The 15941-nt window shown below is 69.3% G+C and carries 23 protein-coding genes; 13 read left to right on the top strand and 10 right to left on the bottom strand.

Annotation, left to right across the window (positions count from 1 at the left end; translation table 11 throughout):
* Positions 1-9: 9 nt before the first annotated feature.
* Together AB0M51_RS30165 and AB0M51_RS30160 are read left to right on the top strand one after the other, a co-directional pair.
* Entirely contained in the window at positions 10-801 is a 792-nt protein-coding gene (locus AB0M51_RS30165; RefSeq protein WP_344189003.1) for a methyltransferase domain-containing protein, read from the top strand.
* A 27-nt stretch (positions 802-828) separates the two neighbouring features.
* Complete coding sequence (locus AB0M51_RS30160) at positions 829-2040, top strand: DUF6652 family protein (RefSeq protein WP_344189004.1); 1212 nt, start codon at positions 829-831, stop codon at positions 2038-2040.
* On the opposite strand, the gene AB0M51_RS30155 is transcribed toward AB0M51_RS30160, so the two are convergent.
* The 4 genes from AB0M51_RS30155 to AB0M51_RS30140 all read right to left on the bottom strand — a co-directional run bounded on the left by AB0M51_RS30155 (position 2037) and on the right by AB0M51_RS30140 (position 4296).
* Positions 2037-2696 (bottom strand): nucleotidyltransferase domain-containing protein, encoded by a 660-nt coding sequence (locus AB0M51_RS30155; RefSeq protein WP_344189005.1) that lies wholly within the window; start codon positions 2694-2696, stop codon positions 2037-2039. The two genes, AB0M51_RS30160 and AB0M51_RS30155, sit on opposite strands and share 4 nt — an antisense overlap.
* Positions 2693-3247 carry a histidine phosphatase family protein gene (locus AB0M51_RS30150; RefSeq protein WP_344189006.1) on the bottom strand — a complete coding sequence of 185 codons (555 nt, stop codon included), beginning with the start codon at positions 3245-3247 and terminating at the stop codon, positions 2693-2695. Before AB0M51_RS30150 ends, AB0M51_RS30155 begins: the two co-directional genes overlap by 4 nt.
* Positions 3244-3588: a ClpX C4-type zinc finger protein gene (locus AB0M51_RS30145; RefSeq protein ID WP_344189007.1), complete on the bottom strand. Its 345-nt coding sequence runs from the start codon at positions 3586-3588 to the stop codon at positions 3244-3246. The genes AB0M51_RS30150 and AB0M51_RS30145 overlap by 4 nt, the downstream gene beginning before the upstream one ends.
* A 72-nt stretch (positions 3589-3660) precedes the next feature.
* Positions 3661-4296 carry a class I SAM-dependent methyltransferase gene (locus AB0M51_RS30140; RefSeq protein WP_344189008.1) on the bottom strand — a complete coding sequence of 212 codons (636 nt, stop codon included), beginning with the start codon at positions 4294-4296 and terminating at the stop codon, positions 3661-3663.
* A 52-nt stretch (positions 4297-4348) separates the two neighbouring features.
* On the opposite strand from AB0M51_RS30140, the gene AB0M51_RS30135 reads away from it, so the two are divergent.
* Genes AB0M51_RS30135 through AB0M51_RS30125 form a run of 3 tightly spaced genes read left to right on the top strand, consistent with a single transcriptional unit; the run spans position 4349 to position 6173 of the window.
* The gene (locus AB0M51_RS30135; RefSeq protein WP_344189009.1) at positions 4349-4759 is read left to right on the top strand and encodes a hypothetical protein; all 411 of its coding nucleotides are present in this window, start codon (positions 4349-4351) and stop codon (positions 4757-4759) included.
* Entirely contained in the window at positions 4759-5757 is a 999-nt protein-coding gene (locus AB0M51_RS30130) for an AAA family ATPase (protein WP_344189010.1), read from the top strand. Before AB0M51_RS30135 ends, AB0M51_RS30130 begins: the two co-directional genes overlap by 1 nt.
* A 41-nt stretch (positions 5758-5798) precedes the next feature.
* Positions 5799-6173 carry a hypothetical protein gene (locus AB0M51_RS30125; protein WP_344189011.1) on the top strand — a complete coding sequence of 125 codons (375 nt, stop codon included), beginning with the start codon at positions 5799-5801 and terminating at the stop codon, positions 6171-6173.
* Between the two features lie 3 nt (positions 6174-6176).
* Here the strand turns inward: AB0M51_RS30125 and AB0M51_RS30120 are convergent, their stop codons facing one another.
* Positions 6177-7142, bottom strand: coding sequence for a phosphotransferase (locus AB0M51_RS30120; protein ID WP_344189012.1), 966 nt, complete (start codon positions 7140-7142; stop codon positions 6177-6179).
* A 20-nt stretch (positions 7143-7162) separates the two neighbouring features.
* On the opposite strand from AB0M51_RS30120, the gene AB0M51_RS30115 reads away from it, so the two are divergent.
* Together AB0M51_RS30115 and AB0M51_RS30110 are read left to right on the top strand one after the other, a co-directional pair.
* Positions 7163-8005, top strand: a complete 843-nt coding sequence (locus AB0M51_RS30115; RefSeq protein ID WP_344189014.1) for a DUF72 domain-containing protein — start codon at positions 7163-7165, stop codon at positions 8003-8005.
* A 19-nt stretch (positions 8006-8024) separates the two neighbouring features.
* Positions 8025-8474 carry a hypothetical protein gene (locus AB0M51_RS30110; RefSeq protein WP_344189016.1) on the top strand — a complete coding sequence of 150 codons (450 nt, stop codon included), beginning with the start codon at positions 8025-8027 and terminating at the stop codon, positions 8472-8474.
* A gap of 110 nt (positions 8475-8584) precedes the next feature.
* Here the strand turns inward: AB0M51_RS30110 and AB0M51_RS30105 are convergent, their stop codons facing one another.
* Together AB0M51_RS30105 and AB0M51_RS30100 are read right to left on the bottom strand one after the other, a co-directional pair.
* Positions 8585-9076: a methylated-DNA--[protein]-cysteine S-methyltransferase gene (locus AB0M51_RS30105; RefSeq protein WP_344189018.1), complete on the bottom strand. Its 492-nt coding sequence runs from the start codon at positions 9074-9076 to the stop codon at positions 8585-8587.
* Positions 9077-9097: 21 nt separating this feature from the next.
* Positions 9098-9628, bottom strand: a complete 531-nt coding sequence (locus AB0M51_RS30100; protein ID WP_344189020.1) for a helix-turn-helix domain-containing protein — start codon at positions 9626-9628, stop codon at positions 9098-9100.
* A gap of 71 nt (positions 9629-9699) precedes the next feature.
* Between AB0M51_RS30100 and AB0M51_RS30095 the strand changes: the two genes are divergently transcribed.
* The 3 genes from AB0M51_RS30095 to AB0M51_RS30085 are packed head-to-tail and all read left to right on the top strand — an operon-like array spanning position 9700 to position 11533.
* Positions 9700-10047, top strand: a complete 348-nt coding sequence (locus AB0M51_RS30095; RefSeq protein ID WP_344189022.1) for a hypothetical protein — start codon at positions 9700-9702, stop codon at positions 10045-10047.
* Entirely contained in the window at positions 10044-10751 is a 708-nt protein-coding gene (locus AB0M51_RS30090) for an ATP-binding cassette domain-containing protein (RefSeq protein ID WP_344189024.1), read from the top strand. Before AB0M51_RS30095 ends, AB0M51_RS30090 begins: the two co-directional genes overlap by 4 nt.
* Positions 10748-11533: an ABC transporter permease gene (locus tag AB0M51_RS30085; RefSeq protein ID WP_344189026.1), complete on the top strand. Its 786-nt coding sequence runs from the start codon at positions 10748-10750 to the stop codon at positions 11531-11533. Before AB0M51_RS30090 ends, AB0M51_RS30085 begins: the two co-directional genes overlap by 4 nt.
* A gap of 46 nt (positions 11534-11579) precedes the next feature.
* Here the strand turns inward: AB0M51_RS30085 and AB0M51_RS30080 are convergent, their stop codons facing one another.
* Both AB0M51_RS30080 and AB0M51_RS30075 read right to left on the bottom strand, forming a co-directional pair.
* Positions 11580-12413 carry a carbon-nitrogen hydrolase family protein gene (locus tag AB0M51_RS30080; protein ID WP_344189028.1) on the bottom strand — a complete coding sequence of 278 codons (834 nt, stop codon included), beginning with the start codon at positions 12411-12413 and terminating at the stop codon, positions 11580-11582.
* Positions 12414-12709: 296 nt separating this feature from the next.
* A complete protein-coding gene (locus AB0M51_RS30075; protein ID WP_344189030.1) occupies positions 12710-13033 on the bottom strand; it encodes a hypothetical protein in 324 nt (107 codons plus the stop codon).
* Positions 13034-13122: 89 nt separating this feature from the next.
* Here AB0M51_RS30075 and fgd point away from each other — a divergent pair, with 89 nt between their 5' ends.
* From fgd to AB0M51_RS30060, 3 genes are read left to right on the top strand one after another with little or no spacing between them, the layout of a single operon-like run.
* Positions 13123-14127: a glucose-6-phosphate dehydrogenase (coenzyme-F420) gene (fgd, locus tag AB0M51_RS30070; RefSeq protein ID WP_344189032.1), complete on the top strand. Its 1005-nt coding sequence runs from the start codon at positions 13123-13125 to the stop codon at positions 14125-14127.
* 10 nt (positions 14128-14137) lie between these two features.
* A complete protein-coding gene (locus AB0M51_RS30065; RefSeq protein WP_344189034.1) occupies positions 14138-14719 on the top strand; it encodes a GNAT family N-acetyltransferase in 582 nt (193 codons plus the stop codon).
* A complete protein-coding gene (locus AB0M51_RS30060) occupies positions 14716-15081 on the top strand; it encodes a VOC family protein (RefSeq protein ID WP_344189036.1) in 366 nt (121 codons plus the stop codon). Before AB0M51_RS30065 ends, AB0M51_RS30060 begins: the two co-directional genes overlap by 4 nt.
* On the opposite strand, the gene AB0M51_RS30055 is transcribed toward AB0M51_RS30060, so the two are convergent.
* The gene (locus AB0M51_RS30055; protein WP_344189038.1) at positions 15078-15839 is read right to left on the bottom strand and encodes an IclR family transcriptional regulator; all 762 of its coding nucleotides are present in this window, start codon (positions 15837-15839) and stop codon (positions 15078-15080) included. The genes AB0M51_RS30060 and AB0M51_RS30055 overlap by 4 nt on opposite strands.
* Positions 15840-15941 lie beyond the last annotated feature (102 nt).

Raw genomic sequence — 15941 nt, 5'->3', positions numbered from 1 at the left:
AGGAGCCTGATGAGCACCCTGGAACCCAATAGCACCCGGAAGGCCGACGGCAGCGCCGGCGACGTGGACTACGGCCGGATCGGCGTGGGCTACACGTCGTACCGGCAACCAGAGCCGGAGTTCGAGGCCGCGATCCGCGCCGCCCTCGGACCTGCCCGGACGGTCCTGAACATCGGCGCCGGCGCCGGTTCGTACGAGCCGCGCGACCTCGACGTGACCGCGGTCGAACCGTCCGCGAAGATGCGCGCCCAGCGCCCGGCGGACCGGGTCGCGGCCATCGACGGGACCGCCGAGGACCTTCCGTTCGACGACGACACGTTCGACGCGGCGATGGCGACGTTCACCGTGCATCAGTGGTCCGACCTGAGCGCCGGGCTGGCCGAAGTACGCCGGGTGACGCGCGGCCCGGTCGTCGTACTGACGTGTGACCCGACCGCGCTGCGGAAGTTCTGGTTGCACGAGTACGCACCCGAGGCGATCGACACCGAGGCCCGGCGGTACCCGACCGTCGACGCCATCCTGGCCGGCCTCGGCGGCGGCAGCGCGACGCCGTTGCCGATCCCGCTGAGGTGCGTCGACGGGTTCGGCGAGGCGTACTACGGGCGGCCCGAGCGGCTGCTCGACCCCGGCGCGCGGAGGGCCAACTCGGCGTGGAGCTTCGTCGCGACCGAGGTCCACGAGCGCTTCGAGACCACCCTCGGCAACGACTTGTCGAGCGGCGCGTGGGACGCGAAGTACGGCGGGCTCCGTACCCAGGAGCACTTCGACGGCTCGCTGGTGCTGATCGTTTCACCGGGCTGACCTGCTCGCCCGCGAGAATGGGCCGCGATGGCCAAAGTACTGAGCGGGATACTCGCCGTGGGCGCGGTCGTGATGGCGATCGTTGCCCTCGGCATCGGGGTGCACTGGCCGTACCGGATCGAGGGGCCGGGCGCGTTGTCGGCCGCCTTCGGTGCGTTCAGCACGTGGTTCGTGGTCTATCTGCTCGCGGCGGTGCTCGTTGTCGTCGACGCGGTTCGGTTGTCGCGGCGGCGCGACCTCGACGCGCTGCAGCGGTCGGCGAACCTGGTCAAGCTGTTCGCCGTTCCGTTCTTCGTGGTGAACTTCGTGGCGTTCGCCGAGTCGGTCCTGGTCGCCGGGGCCCGCGAAGGCGATCACCTCGGCATCGACGGGTTCGTGCTGGCGCTGGTCGTGGTCGTCCTGACGTACCTCGTGATGCTGCCGACGTCGGCGTACGGCATCGCTGCCCTGCTACTGCTCCGCAAGGACGACCGGATCGGGCGGACGTTCTGCGGGGTCAACCTGGTGCTGCACTTCCTGTTCGTGGCCGACGTGCTCAGCTCGATCGTGGTCGTGGAGGTCGCCCACTCCATCCTCGGCCGTCGCCCGACGGCGAGGCTGCGGAACCTGCTGCCCGGCGTACTCGCCGCCGGCTCGGCGGTCGCGGTGGTCTGGCTCGTCCTCGTCGCGATCCTCATCTGGCTGGATCTGCCGAGGGGGTTCCTGACGGACTGCGTCTGGTGGCTCGGGTACGGCGTGATCGTGGAGTTCTTGCTGCTCGTAGTGGTGCCCGTGGTACCGCTGGTCGCGTTCCGCGCGGCGGTCCGCCTCTTCGTGCAGAACGACACCGAAGCACTCGCCCGAACCGCCCGCACCGTGAAGCTCGTGATGATCCCGCTCTTCATCCAGAACTTCGTCCTGTGCGCGCTCTTCGTCTACGGCATGACGATCCTCCCGGTCGTCCTCACCGGCGGCCGCCTCGGCCCGAGCATGACCGCAGCCGTCACCATCATGGGCGCATTCACCTTGACGGCCCTGGTGCCCACCGTCATCAGCACCTACCTGATGCTGCTCCCCACCTCGATCTACAGCCTCACCTACCTCGCCGCACGCCTCCGCAACCACACCATCACCCCCAAGTCCTACCTCCTCCACACCGTCCTACAACTCCTCTTCGTCACCGACATCCTCAGCACCCTCACCCTGACCCGAAACCGGCACGCCAAAGTCCCAGGCCAAGCAGGCGAACTAGCTGGCTAGTTGTCGAGGAGGGTGAGGTAGGTGCGGGCGGCGGTGAGGCTGGGGTGGTTTTCGGGGGTGGTCAGGTCGTCCAGGAGTTGGTGTAGGGCGGCCAGTTGGGTGTGAGGGGTGGTGGTTGGGGGGCCGCCGAGGAATTGGATTGTGTGGGGTGCGTCGGGGGAGCGGCGGGCGACCTGTTTGGCGGCGATGGGGATCAGGGCGATTCGCATCGCGTGCTGCTCGGCGGGCGTCTTCGGGGTTGCGGGCTCGCGCGGGCCTTCGTTCAGGTACGTCGCGAAGGTGGCCGGCGTGCGGCGGATCGGGTGGTGCTCGAAGAGGATCGTGCTGTCCGACGGCCAGCTTGCGAGAGACAGCGGGTGTACGTGCCAGTCGACCCAGAGCGGGAGGCCGTCCACGACGTACTGGGCGCTGGTGGCTCGCGTCCCGGCGGGCCCGTTGTGGCGGGCGTCGATCGCGAACGTGCGGCCGGCGCTCGGGAGCGCCACAGCATCTGGGTCCTCGGCCACGACGAGCAGGTCGACATCGCTCCACTCATCCGCCGTCCCAGCCCCAAGCGAACCAACCAGAGCCGCACCGACGACAGCCGAATCCGCTTGCAGAACGGTGGTCGTTGCATCGAGCCAGCGGGTGCGGAGATCCACGAGAGGATGAGTCATCGGGGGAGGAACACCTCGTCGGTCGGGGTGGTGTCAGGGAGGGTGAAGGGGCGTATGCCGCAGTGTTCGATGCCGCGGGTGCCGGTGAGGGCTTCGATGACGACTGTGTGGCAGACGGCTATGAGCGGGGCGGCGTGGCGGTGGAGGGCGTTGAGAGCTCGGCGGCGGACGGAGGTGTGGGGTTCCCAGGTCCGGGTCTCGCCGGGCGGCCAGACGCCGTTGTGCTTGCTGCAGTCGTCGATGGCGGCCAGTGCTTCGGAGGAGCGCCAGGTGAGGGTGTTGTCGGGAAGCCATTCGCGGAGGTCGACGTCGACGGCGGTGAGGGGGAGGTGGGTTTCGGCGGCGATCAGGGCGGCGGTTTGGAGGGCGCGCGTCATCGGTGAAGCGATGATCCGTTCCGCGCCGCAGTCGCGCAGCCGGCGGCCTGCTTCTTGAGCCTGCTGTACGCCGAGTGCCGATAGCGGTGCGAAGTCGCGTGCGGGGCCCCACCAGCCTTCCGCGTCGAGCTGGCTGCCGTCGGCCTCGCCGTGTCGTACGAGCAGGATCATCATTCCTCGCCGGAGTAGCGTTCCCAGGCTGATTGGCGGCTGATGCCGAGGGCTTCGCCGATTTTTGCCCAGGTGACTGAGCGCGAGCGGAGCCGCTGGACACGATCCTGTACGGCGGCCTCGACCTGGCCGCGGGAGGCGTCGAGGCGGGCCATGTCGGCCAGTAGTTCCTCGTCGGTCTTCCCATCCAGCGGTGGGAACGACGGCAGCGGTTTGTCGCTCATCACGCGTTCGCAGAGCTCGACGCATTCGTTGCAGATGAACACGCCCGGGCCGGCGATCAGGTGCTGTACCTCGTCCCGGGCCTTTCCGCAGAACGAGCATCGCAAGACGTTGTCGGACATCTCGACCTCCCATGCGGTCTGTCAGGCTTGCCCTGACAAGTCCTGTCAGGGTAGGCCTGACAGCCGTGGAGGTCAACCCTTCCGGGCGATCACGTAGGCACGCCGCGTGGTCTCCCCCTCGCCAGGCTCGCGAATCGTTGTCGACCAGGTGTCGAAACCCGCCGCGTCCAACAGCTCCACGATCTCGCCGGGCTGCTGCCGGTACCACTCCAGCGAGATCGGCGTGCCGTACAGCTCGGTCCGCCGACTGCACTCACTGCCGACCTGGAACGCCAGCATCAGCACCCCGCCCGGCGCGAGCACCCGGTGGAACTCGGCGAACACCTGAGCTCGCAGCTCCCACGGCGTGTGGATGATCGAGTAGAACGCGAGTACGCCGCCGAGCTCCGCCTCGGGCAGATCGAGCGCCAGCAGCGAGCCCTCCTCGAAGCGCAGCTCCGGGTAATTACGCCGTGCCAGCGCGACCATCCCCGGCGACAGGTCGATCCCGAACGCGTCCAGCCCGAGCCCCGCCAGTAGGGTCGTCACCCGCCCGGAGCCGCACCCGATGTCCGCGACCGGGCTGTTGCCTTCGGCAAGTATTAGCTCGGCGAAGGTCCTCAGCAGCCCGCGCTCCAGCGGCAGGTCGTCCAACCCGGCGCCGACCACGTCCGCATGTCGCTCCGCGAGAACGTCGTACGACTCTCGCGTCGCCGTCAGATCCACCATGACGCGCGAGCGTAGACGGCCTCGCCGACAAAAACCGTGCAGAATCTCAACCGTGCCGACGTACGTGCGCTACCAAAGCCCAGTGCCCGACCGCCGCGGCCGCCGGATCGGTATCTTCGGCCTCGTCAACATGCTCGCGAACCGCGGCTACCTGACCGCCGACGAGGAACGCTTCCGCCGGACGACGAACGACTGGTACGACGCTGCCTACACGAACCCGTCCTCCGTCTACGAGGACAACCCGCACGCCGCCGCCTGGTTCAAACCCACGGCGACCCACCTGCTCGAACCCATCCCGGGCTACCTGAAGATCCTCACCGCCCACAACCTCCCGTGCGCCCGCTACACCGCCACCACCCCCGGCCGAGTCCTGTACGAGGACGAGCACCAACTCGTCGTCGTCCCGCCTCCGGACGACACCGCCCCGACCACGATCATGTGGCTGCGACCGAAGGCGGGCTGATGGGTCTCGTCTATGTGACCGGCTCGTCCGGGGCGGGGAAGACCGGGGTGGGTGACGAGCTACGGCGGCGTGGGTTCCTCGTGTACGACGTCGACCGGGATCGGCTGGCGCGATGGTTCGACAACGGGACCGGGCAGGAGGTGGTGATGCCGCAGCACCGGCACGACGACTGGTTCGCCGCCAACAGCTACCGCCTGCCGCCCGAGACTCTCCGGGACCTGCCGACCGGCGACCGGCCGACGTTCGTCTGTGGAACGGTCGGCAACGACAACGAGATCTGGGACCTCTTCGACACCGTGATCAGCCTGAGCATCGACGCGCAGACGCTCACACGACGGCTCAGTGCACGTGGTGGATTCGGATCGAGCGCCGCGGAACTGCACCGCGTCCTCGGCTGGCACGCCGACGTCGACGCCGACAACGCGCGGTACGGCGCTGTGCTGGTCGACGCGGGCGGCGCCGTACACGAGGTCGCCGATCGCCTCCTCGGCGTATTGAATGTGCGCATGGCCTGGGAAGAGTCGGACCTGCCCCGCGGAATCGTCGGCCTCCTGGCCGAGCCGCACACGCTGACGGAGCTGGCGGACGCACTCGACGTGACGGACGCGCGCGTGCTCTGGTACCTGGAGAAACTCCGCGACACCGGTCGCGTGCTGGAGGACACCGGGCGCTGGCGGCGTACGGAGGCCGGCGCCGAACTGGCCGCGAGCCCGTCCCCGGAACCCGGGCCACGTACGGCGCTTCCCGGATCGAGCGCGCAGAACTACGTGCAGGCGTACGCCGACGCGGCCGCCGGGATGTACGCCGCCGGCTTCGTCCAGGACAGCGGGGAACACGCCGGGAGGGTCCCGGAGGAACGGGTCGTGGAGTTCCACGAGCGGCTGCTCAGCCTGGTCAACGAGTACTTCGCCCCGGACCGGATCGACCGGTCCGCGAGCCCGAAGTACGGCTTCCGCTGGGTGCTCACACCGGTCGATCTGCACCCGCTGGACGACTGATCGGGATGAACTGACGCGGTGGATCACTTACCGTAATGCTCATGGCGTTTGCGGCGAAGGGGAGTAAGGGCGAGTCGTTCCTTACCGTGGTCGTGGGTGGCGGGGCGGCGTTCGGGCTGATCGTGCTCACCTCGCGGGCGTGGAAGGCGTGCCACGTCGACATCACCGGGAAGGTGCCGAACGGGCTGACCCTGCTGTTCCTCGGCGTGCCGATCGCGCTGATCGTCAACCTGGTGCTGTTCACGATCGTCTTCCGGTACGCCGGGAAGGCGTTCCTGTTCTCGCTGTTCGCCGCCTGTATCGCGCTCGCGATCGCGGACCTCGCCCTGTTCTCCTGGCAGGGCACCCCGGCGGGCTCCCCCGGCACCTGCCCGGGCAACGTCCCGCCGTGGTGGCCGAAGATGATCCCGACCTGACGCCTACAACAACCGCAGCAGGGCAGCGGCGCGTTCGGGGATCCCGAGGTGTGCGGCGTCCGGGAAGAGCCGCGCCCACGAGCCCGCGCGCGTCAGCTGGCTGAGCCGGCGGGCGAGGTCTGCGGCGCGCCGCAGGTCCGGCAGCGCGTGACCGTCGGCAGTCCACACCTCCAGATACGCGTCCTCCAGCCTCCCGACGACCTCCGGCCCGTGCAGCTCGGCCGCGCGATCGAGCGTCACCAGCAGACTGAAGAACGGGTGCCCCACGTTCGCGTCACCCCAGTCGAAGAACGTGTACCGCCCGGCACCCACCAGGATCTGCCCGTCGTGCAGGTCCGCGTGGTCCAGCGAATCCGGTACGCCGATCGCCTGCAACTCCTCGCACCACCCGACCAGCCGCGGCCGGAACTCCCGCAACCGCTGCGCATCCGCCCCGCCTACACACGCAGCGACCGCCGCGTCGAAGATCCCCGGCAACGCCGGAACCCGAGCGTCCGGTACGCCGAGCCGCAACATCTCCTCGGCCCGCCCCACGAGCGCCCGCTGCAGGTCGGCGTACTGCGTCAACGCCTCCGTCCACTCCCGCGGACCGGGCGGCACGCTCCGCAGCAGCTCGCCCCCGGACGGCATCAACGACCACCCGCGCGCGGCGTCCACGGCGTACGGCGTGAGCACGTGGCCCGGCGCCCACCGCGCCAACGCGTCGCCCAGCCCCGCCTCGAACGCGGCCCCGGGCGCGCCGGCCTTGAACCAGACCGGGCCTGCCGCCCGGAGCCCGTTCGGGCCGAGCTCGTCGACGTCCACCCGGACGATCACCGACCACGGCCGTACCCGGACCCGCCGCGGCCCGTTCTCCCGTACGCCGATCCGCGCGAGCGCCGCGTCCAGCCAGCCCAGGGCCTCCGAGCGCCACACAGGATCGTCCCAGGGCGTCCGCGCCTCCGGATACGCACCGCGGTCGATCTGCATGACGGGACCATAATCGAGGGATGACGCGCTGGCCGGACTCGCCGTACCGAGTGGGGATCTCGGGCTGGCGCTACCCGCCGTGGCGCAAGGTGTACTACCCGGACGGCCTTCCGCAGCGCGCCGAGCTCGAGTACGCGTCCTCCCGGCTGAACTCGATCGAGCTCAACGGCTCGTTCTACGCGTTGCAGCGCCCGGAGTCGTACCAGCGCTGGTACGGCGAGACGCCCGACGGGTTCGTGTTCGCCGTCAAGGGCCCGCGCTTCGTCACGCACCTGAAACGGCTCGCCGACGTGGAGGCGCCGCTGGCGAACTTCTTCGCGTCCGGAGTTCTTGCGCTGGGCGACAAACTCGGCCCGGTGCTGTGGCAGCTCCCGCCCAACTTCCGGTACGACGCCGCCCGGTGCGCGGACTTCTTCGCGCGGTTGCCGCGCACAACGGTCGCCGCCGCCGAGGTCGCGAAGGGGCACGACGAGCGGATGGAAGGGCGCGCGCTGCTCGAGGCACGGACGGACCAGCCGCTCCGGCACGCGATCGAAGTACGGCACGACAGCTTCAAGACGAGCGGCTTCGTCGAGCTGGCCCGTGAGCACGACATCGCGGTGGTCTGCGCGGACACGGCCGGCAAGTGGCCGATGTTCGACGACGTCACGGCGGACTTCGCGTACGTCCGGTTGCACGGCGCGGAGGAGTTGTACGTGAGCGGATACGACGACAAGTCCCTCGACCGCTGGGCGCGCAAGGTCCGCTCGTGGAAGTGCGACACCTACGTGTACTTCGACAACGACGTCAAGGTGCACGCGCCGTACGACGCGGAGGGCCTGGCCCGGCGCCTGAAGATCAGTTCGGCGCCCGCCGAAGTATGACGGGCTTAGCGTCGGCGGCATGACACAGAACCCGGGAGAACTCGTCGCCGAAGCGGTCCAGCGGTCGTTGCGGCTGGTTGTCACCTGGCCGGCGTGGGACGGCGTACCGCGGACGTCCGACGACGACCGCACGTTCACACCGCACAAGGCGGTCCGCCGGATCGCGGACCATCTGATCGATCACCTCGCGGAGGTCGAGGCGCTGCTGGCCGGCGTACCGACGCAGCCCGACGAGTGGCACGCGAGCGCGCACACCTCGGCCGCGGACCTCGCACCGTTCACCGCGGAGGACGTCCGCGAGGCCGAACAACGGCTGACCCGGCTCGGGCGCACGTTCGTCCTCCGGTACGCCTCCCTCGACCCGGCCGAGTGGGACAAGGATCGCACGCCGAGCTGGACCCTCCGCCAGATCGCCGAACACCTCACCGAACTCGACTGGTACGCCGACCAGGTCGGCGACCTGAGCTGACGAGCGGACGCCCACCACTCACCAACTCCTCCGCCCCGCGCCTCGGCACGCTCAGCCGCAGCGACGAGACGCCCGCATACGGAGGTTGCTGAGTGCTGCAGGTCCGCCGCTCAGAACAACCGCGCCCCGACCGGTTCCTCCAGATCGAGCAGGAACTGCTTCCGTTTCAACCCGCCGGCGTACCCGGTGAGCGACCCGTCCTTGCCGATCACCCGATGGCACGGCACGACCATCGACACCGGGTTCTGCCCGACGGCCTTCCCGACCGCCTGCGCCGGTTCGCCGAGCCGCGCGCCGATCTCGCCGTACGTCGTGGTCTCGCCGTACGGGATCTCCGCGAGCGCCGCCCACACCCGGCGCTGGAACTCGTCGCCCTCCAGCCGGACCGGCAGGTCGAACGAGACCCGCGAACCGGAGAAGTACGCCTCCAACTGCTCGACGACGACCGCGATCAGCGGGTCGGTCGACTCGACCCGCTCACCCAGCGTCTCCGCCGACGGCTTCACCCAATGGTGCGGAAAGTAGATGCCGACCAGCGCATCCTCCGCCACCACCACCGTCAGCTCACCGATCCGGGTGCTGACCACCGCATGCTTGTTCATGCGGATAGAACGCGTCGATAGCTAGTCCTGTGAGGGGATCAGAGCGGTCGTGAGTGTCACTCGACTGCGGCCCTCCCGCTCGGCCCGGTAAGGCGCGAGGAGTTCCACCAGCCCGGCCTGGATCTGTGCGAGGTCGTCCGGGTTGACGTACAGCATCGTCTGCCCGATCCCGAACAGGTTGCGCAGTTCGGGGTCGTCCGCGGCGACGAACCGGTCGAAGTCCTCGGCGAAGTGCCCGAGGAACGTGAGCACGGAGTCCCGGAGCTGGGCGTCGGTCATCGCGCGCAGTTCGTCGTGGTCGACCTGGGCGACGCGTTCGCCGAGTGCGAGGGTCCGCTCGACCGCGCCGCGTACCTTCCGCTCCGCGACCACGGTCAGGATCCGCGCCTCGACCAACGCGGCGACGTGCCGGTAGAGCGTGGCCGGGGTCACGTCCGGCAGCAGTTCGCGCAAGGCGGCCGTGGTCAGTTCGCGACCGCCGAGCTGCTGGATGATCCGCAGCCGCACCGGGTGCATGACGACGTCGGCGACCGACAGGGGCTTCTCGGGCATCTCGTTTCCCACCATTATTATCACTCTGATAATGTTCTCACTGCTAGACCGATCCTATCCGGAGGTGGACGATGACGGTCCTGCAGTACGACGACCGAAGGCTGCGACTCGACTTCGGGCGCTGGGAGGCGCTCCTGCTACGCCGGTCGCACCTGGAGTTCCCGCTGACCGCGATCGCCCGGATCGAGGTGCTGCCGGGCTGGACGTCGGAGGTGCTCGGACTCCGCTCCGGACTGGTGATCAGCGGCTTCCTGAAGATCGCGACGTTCCGGCACCCGTCGGGCGTCCGCCGCCTGGTGTCGATGCACCGCGGGACGCCGGTGCTGCGTATCGGGCTGGCCGGCGCCGAGTTCGACGAGTTGCTGATCAGCACGCCGACAGCGGTCGCGGTCGCCGACGGCCTGCGGGTCGCCCGATGATCGAGGCGGTCGGCCTGGCCAAACGGTTCGGCCCGGTCGAGGCCGTCAGCGACGTGACGTTCACCGCCGGCGCGGGCCGGGTGACCGGGTTGGTCGGGCCGAACGGTGCCGGGAAGTCGACGACGCTGCGGATGCTGCTCGGGCTGGTCACGCCGGACGCCGGGACGGCGACGTTCGGCGGGACGCCGTACCGGGAGCTGCTCGCGCCGGGGTCGACGGTCGGCGCGGTGCTGGACATCGCGGCGGCCCACCCGGCGTCGACGGCGCGCGGTCATCTGGCGACCGTGGCCGCGCTTGCCGGGCATGCTCGGGTGCGAATCGATCAGGTCATCGACACGGTCGACCTGCGCTCTTTCGCGGACCGCCGGGTGAAGGGGTTCTCGACCGGGATGCGGCAGCGGCTCGCGCTCGCGACGGCGTTGCTCGGTGATCCCGCCGTACTCGTCCTCGACGAACCGTCCAATGGTCTCGACCCGGCGGGCATCGTGTGGTTGCGGACGTTCGTTCGTGACTTCGCCGCGTCCGGGCGGACCGTGCTCGTGTCGAGTCACGTGCTGACCGACCTGGAGCACTCGGTCGACGACCTCGTCCTGATCGACCGCGGCCGGACGACGTGGACCGGATCGCTGGCCGAGTTCACCGCGCACGGCACGACGCTCGAGCAGGCGTTCCTCGCGCTGACCACGAAGGAACTGACGCCATGATCCGGGGCGAGGTGGTCCGGCTGTTCGCCGTACGGCTGCATCGGTGGGCGATGCTGGCCGCGGTGTTGTGTGGTGGCGGCCTGACCGGCCTGCTGAGCATCATCGGGCCGGAGAACGCATCCCCGCCGATGCCGGGTATCGGTACGCCGGAAGGCGCCGCCCTCGTCGTCGGGATCACCGGGGTACTGCTGTTCGTACCGGCGCTGATCGGCGCGATCGGTGCCGCCGGCGAATACCGGCATCGTACGATCGCCACCACGTACCTGGCCGTGCCGCGGCGCGGACGGGTACTCGGAGCGAAGCTGATCGTGTACGCCGGATCAGGGCTGGCGTACGGCGTGATCGCCTCGCTCACGTCGGCGCTCGCCCTCGTCGGTGCCGCGCTGTCGCGTGGGGTCGAGCTGACGATCCCGCCGGGTGATCTCGTCGGCCTGCTTGTCCGGCTGGCCGTCGCGGCGGCGATCTACACGATGCTGGGCGTCGCGATCGGCGCATTGACGAGGAACCAGCTGGTTGCCGTTGGCATCATCATCGGCTACTTCTACTTCTTCGAGTACGTATTGCTCGTCATCCCCGGGATCAACGCCGTCTATCCGCTGCTCCCCGGCGGCGCGACCGCGGCACTCACCGATTTCACCTTCGTCACGAGCACCATCGCCGAACAGACCGCTGCGCCGGGCCCGATCCTGTTGCCGGCAGCAGGAGGCGCGGCAGTTCTCCTCGCCTACGTGACCCTCACCGCGGCAGGAGCCGCTGCCGTCCTCCGTCGCGACATCAGCTGAGCCCGCACGGGGCGCCGCTGCAGTCGGCGCCTCGTGCGGATCGTGCTCACGAGCTGATGCGTACTCGCGTCCGCCGCCGGAAGTCCCGCCCGATCTTCGTCCGTTCGTCGTCCTGCAGTTCAGCGACCGCGACCGACGGGGACCCGTCCTCTCCGCACCGTGCCAGCCACTGGCCGCGCGGGTCAGCGACTCCGGAGGCCAGGACGGCCGCCGGGTTCGCGGCGGCGGCCAGGCTCACCCAACAGGTGTTGTTCGCGGCGGCCCCGCGAACCTGGACCTCGATGTGATCGTGGCGGTCCGGACCGTTGCTGGCGTACGACACGAGCAGGACATCCGCGCCCAGCCGGTCGTACTCGGTGAACAGTTCGGGGAACAGCACGTCCAGCCCGAGTGCGAGGCCGAAGCGGACCCCGTCCACTTCGAACGTCACGGGTTCCTTGCCGGCCGAGTACATCCAGTTCACCTTGGTCGCCGAGAGCGTGCGCTCGTCGTACCGGGCGACGGTCTTTCCCTGGTCGGACACGACGTAGATGCTGTTGTACGGACGCGCGTCGGGCACTTGGTGCACCGACGGGATCACGGTCCAGATCCCGAGCTCACGGGACAGCGCGGCGATCTGGTCGAGCTCGGACTGCAGCGCAGTCCAGTCGGCCCTGGTCCAGTCGGACGGGCCGATCTCGTCCGGGCCGAGCGACGACATCACCCGCTTGCTCGGGAAGCAGATCGCTCCCTCGGTGAGGTGCACCAGGCGGGCGCCCGCGGCGGCCGCCTGCCGCATCAGGAGCCGGACCTCGTCTCCGCTCTCACGGAGCATCGCGGCGTCGGTAGGGTCTTCACGGACCGTCGACTGGGTCGTGGCGATCCGCAGGATTTCCGGCATGTCTTCTCCTGTTGGAGTCGGACGGAAGTGCCGGAGGGCAGTCGTATAGGACTCGCCGGTTTTGGCGGCTCGGGCTCGGACCCGTTGTTTGAAGTTCCTGTGCGCTGTCATCTGGCCTTCCACGCACTCGCACGCGATCCCCCAGCGATCCGTCCGAGGCGGGTGACCAGGACGAGCGGCCCGAGACAGGAAGTCCCTTTGCCTTCTCGGTGTGACCGGGCTGGGGCCGGTCGACGAAGGTGAGGCGCGGGCCGCGCCGGACCCACATCCTGTCCGAAGCCCCCAGCCGGAGTCAATCAACGACGCAGTACGTCGTCCGCCGCGTCCATCGCGACGCCGACCAGCTCGGGGCTGAGGTCGACGACGGTGTTCCCGTCGGCGTCGAGCTTCCCGCTCTCGGTGATCGACAGGCCGATCAGCGCGAGCGCTCCGGCGCGGTGCCGTTGCAGGCGGACGTACGGGTCCTCGGCCGGATCCGGGCTGGTCGTGTCGTCGTACTCCCAGGCGGCGACGGCCCGTTCGGCGAGTGCCGCCGGTACGGTCACCCGGATCGCGGGCAGCGCGGCCGCGCGGAACGTCGTACCGATCAGGCCCAGCACTCGTGCGTCATTCGCATACACGTTCTGGATCGTAGGGCTCACGGGCGGCATAAAGTCGGACCTGGACGCAGTTGTTCCGGAGTACGCGCAGACGACGTTGGGAGCAGAGGGTGAGCATTCGGGTCGGGTACAAGGCCTCGGCGGAGCAGTTCGGGCCGCGGGACCTGGTGGAGTACTCCGTGCGGGCCGAGCAGCTGGGACTCGACAGTGTGACCGTGTCGGACCACTTCCTGCCGTGGCGGCACGAGGGCGGGCACGCTCCGTTCGCGCTCGCCTGGATGGCGGCGGTCGGCGAGCGTACCGAGCGGGTCCAGCTGGGTACGTCGGTGCTGACGCCGACGTTCCGGTACAACCCGGCGGTGATCGCGCAGGCCTTCGCGACGCTCGGGATGCTGTACCCGGGCCGGGTGATGCTCGGCGTCGGCACCGGCGAGGCGCTGAACGAGATCGCCGTGTCGGGGATGGAGTGGCCCGAGTTCAAGGAGCGGTTCGCCCGGCTGCGGGAGGCCGTGCAGCTGATCCGCGATCTGTGGACGAAGGACGGCGTCAGCTCCGAGGGGCCGTACTACAAGACCGTCGACGCGTTCATCTACGACCGTCCCGAGACCCCGCTGAAGGTGTACGTCGCGGCGGGCGGGCCGCTGGTCGCGAAGTACGCCGGGCGCGCCGGTGACGGGTTCATCGCGACGTCCGGCAAGGGCATGGAGCTGTACACGGACAAGCTGATGCCCGCCGTTCGCGAGGGTGCCGAGAAGGCCGGGAAGAAGTTCGAGGACCTGGACCGGATGCTCGAGGTCAAGGTGTCGTACGACCGGGACCCGGCGGCGGCGCTGGAGAACACCCGGTTCTGGGCGCCGCTGTCGCTGACGCCGGAGCAGAAGCACAGCGTGACCAGCGCGACCGAGATGGAGCGACTCGCCGACGAGTTGCCGATCGAGCAGGTCGCGAAGCGCTGGATCGTGGCGTCGGACCCGGAGGAGGTCGTGAAGCAGTTCCAGCCGTACGCCGACGCCGGTTTCAACCACTTCGTCGTCCACGGACCGGGGAACGACCAGGAGCGGTTCCTGACCCAGTTCACCGAAGACGTGCTTCCGTTGTTGCGCAAGCTTGGCTGACAATCACCAGATGGGTGATTACGAGATCGTCCAGGACAGTGACCCGCGGTGCGCCGAGCTGGAAGCGGCCGGGTACCGCGTGGTCGCCGAGTCCTGGGCGGTCCGGCTGTTCGACCCGGACCGGGAGCTGCTGGAGTCCGCGGTACGGCGGGCCACCGTCGGCGGGCTGACCATTCGTGAGCTGGGGCCGGAGTCCGCGGCGGCGCTGTACACGCTCGAGTCGACGAACCAGCCCGACTACCCCGACACGCCCGCGACCCACCACCACGTCGGCGAGCTGGCCGACATCGAGGCACTCTGGCCGGCGAACCGCGTCTTCGGCGCCCTCGACGGCAACCGCCTGGTCGGCGCCACGGTGATCCGCGAACACAACGGGTACGGCGACACCGCCTTCACCTCGGTGCTCGCGCAGTACCGCCGCCGCGGCGTCGGCCAAGCCGTCAAGGCCGCCTCGATCCTCGCGTTCCTCGACATCGGCATCACCCGCTTCAGCACCGGCGGCGCCGCCACCAACGAGGCAAGCCTGCAGGCGAACCGCTCCCTCGGCTACGTCCTCACCGAACGCTGGCGCACGTACGCCCCGGCATCGTGAGGTACTCGCACGGCGAACTGGTCGTCGTGGTCGACGTCGCGGACCTCGAGCGCGCCGCGACGTTCTGGACGGCGGTTCTCGGCTATGTCCGAGCAGGTGAGCCGTCGACGTACCAGACCCTGCTGCCGAGTGACGGCGTCGGCGTCGAGGTGTTGCTGCAGCGCGTCCCCGACCGCAAACAGTCGAAGAACCGCGTCCACCTCGACCTCCGTACGCCGGACCTCGACGCGGAGGTCGCCCGCGTCGTCGCCCTCGGCGCCCGGCGGCTGACGACCACGCCGATTCGCGAGGACGGCTGGACCTGGCATGTCCTGGCCGACCCGGACGGCAACGAGTTCTGCGTCTTGCAGCCGCCTGGTTAGTGGAGGTCCTCCGAGAGGGCCTTGGCGGCTTGGGTGAGGAGGGGGACGGCTTGTTCGACCAGGGGTTCGGTCATCCGGCCGGCGGGGCCGGAGATGGAGATGGCCAGGTGGGACGGGGCGTCGGGAACGGCGACCGCGACGCAGCGGACGCCCAGCTCCTGTTCGCCTTCGTCCATCGCGTAGCCGTTCGCCTCGGCCTGGTGGAGCTGGGCGGTGAACGCGTCGGGGTTGGTGAGCGTGTTGTCGGTGTGCTTCGGCATACCCGTGCGGTGCAGCAGCTCGCGGACCTCGGCGTCCGGGAACTGGGCGAGGATCGCCTTGCCGACCGCGGTGCAGTGCGGGAGCACCCGGCGGCCGACCTCGGTGAACATCCGCATCGAGTGCCGCGACGGCACCTGCGCGAGGTACACGATCTGGTCGCCGTCGAGCATCGCCATGTTCGCGGACTCGCCGAGCTCGTCGACGAGCCGCGCGAGGTGCGGCCGGGCGAACACACTGAGCATGTGCGACGAACTCTCGCCGAGCCGGACCAGCTTCGGGCCGAGCACGTACTGCCGGGACGGCTCCTGCCGCAGGTAGCCGAGGTCGACGAGCGTGCGGACCAGCCGGTGGATCGTCGGCAGCGGCAACCCGGAAGCGGCCGCGAGCTGCGACAGGCCCATCATGCCGCCGGCGTCGGCCATCGTCTCGAGCAGCCCGAAGGCACGCTCGATCGACTGCACGCTGCCGGTCCGGCCCTTGCCGTTCGTCTCTGCCATGTCTCCACCTTTCCGGATCACGGAAGTTTAGCGCCAGATCCCGGAACACCGGATCTTGTGTCTTCCGCAAGGTAGATATTAGTCTCCACAATACGGAAAAAG

Origin of the sequence: Kribbella sp. NPDC051137 (genome assembly GCF_040682535.1) — a bacterium.
Classification (GTDB): domain Bacteria; phylum Actinomycetota; class Actinomycetes; order Propionibacteriales; family Kribbellaceae; genus Kribbella; species Kribbella karoonensis.
This window is presented reverse-complemented; position numbering and strand designations above follow the sequence as displayed.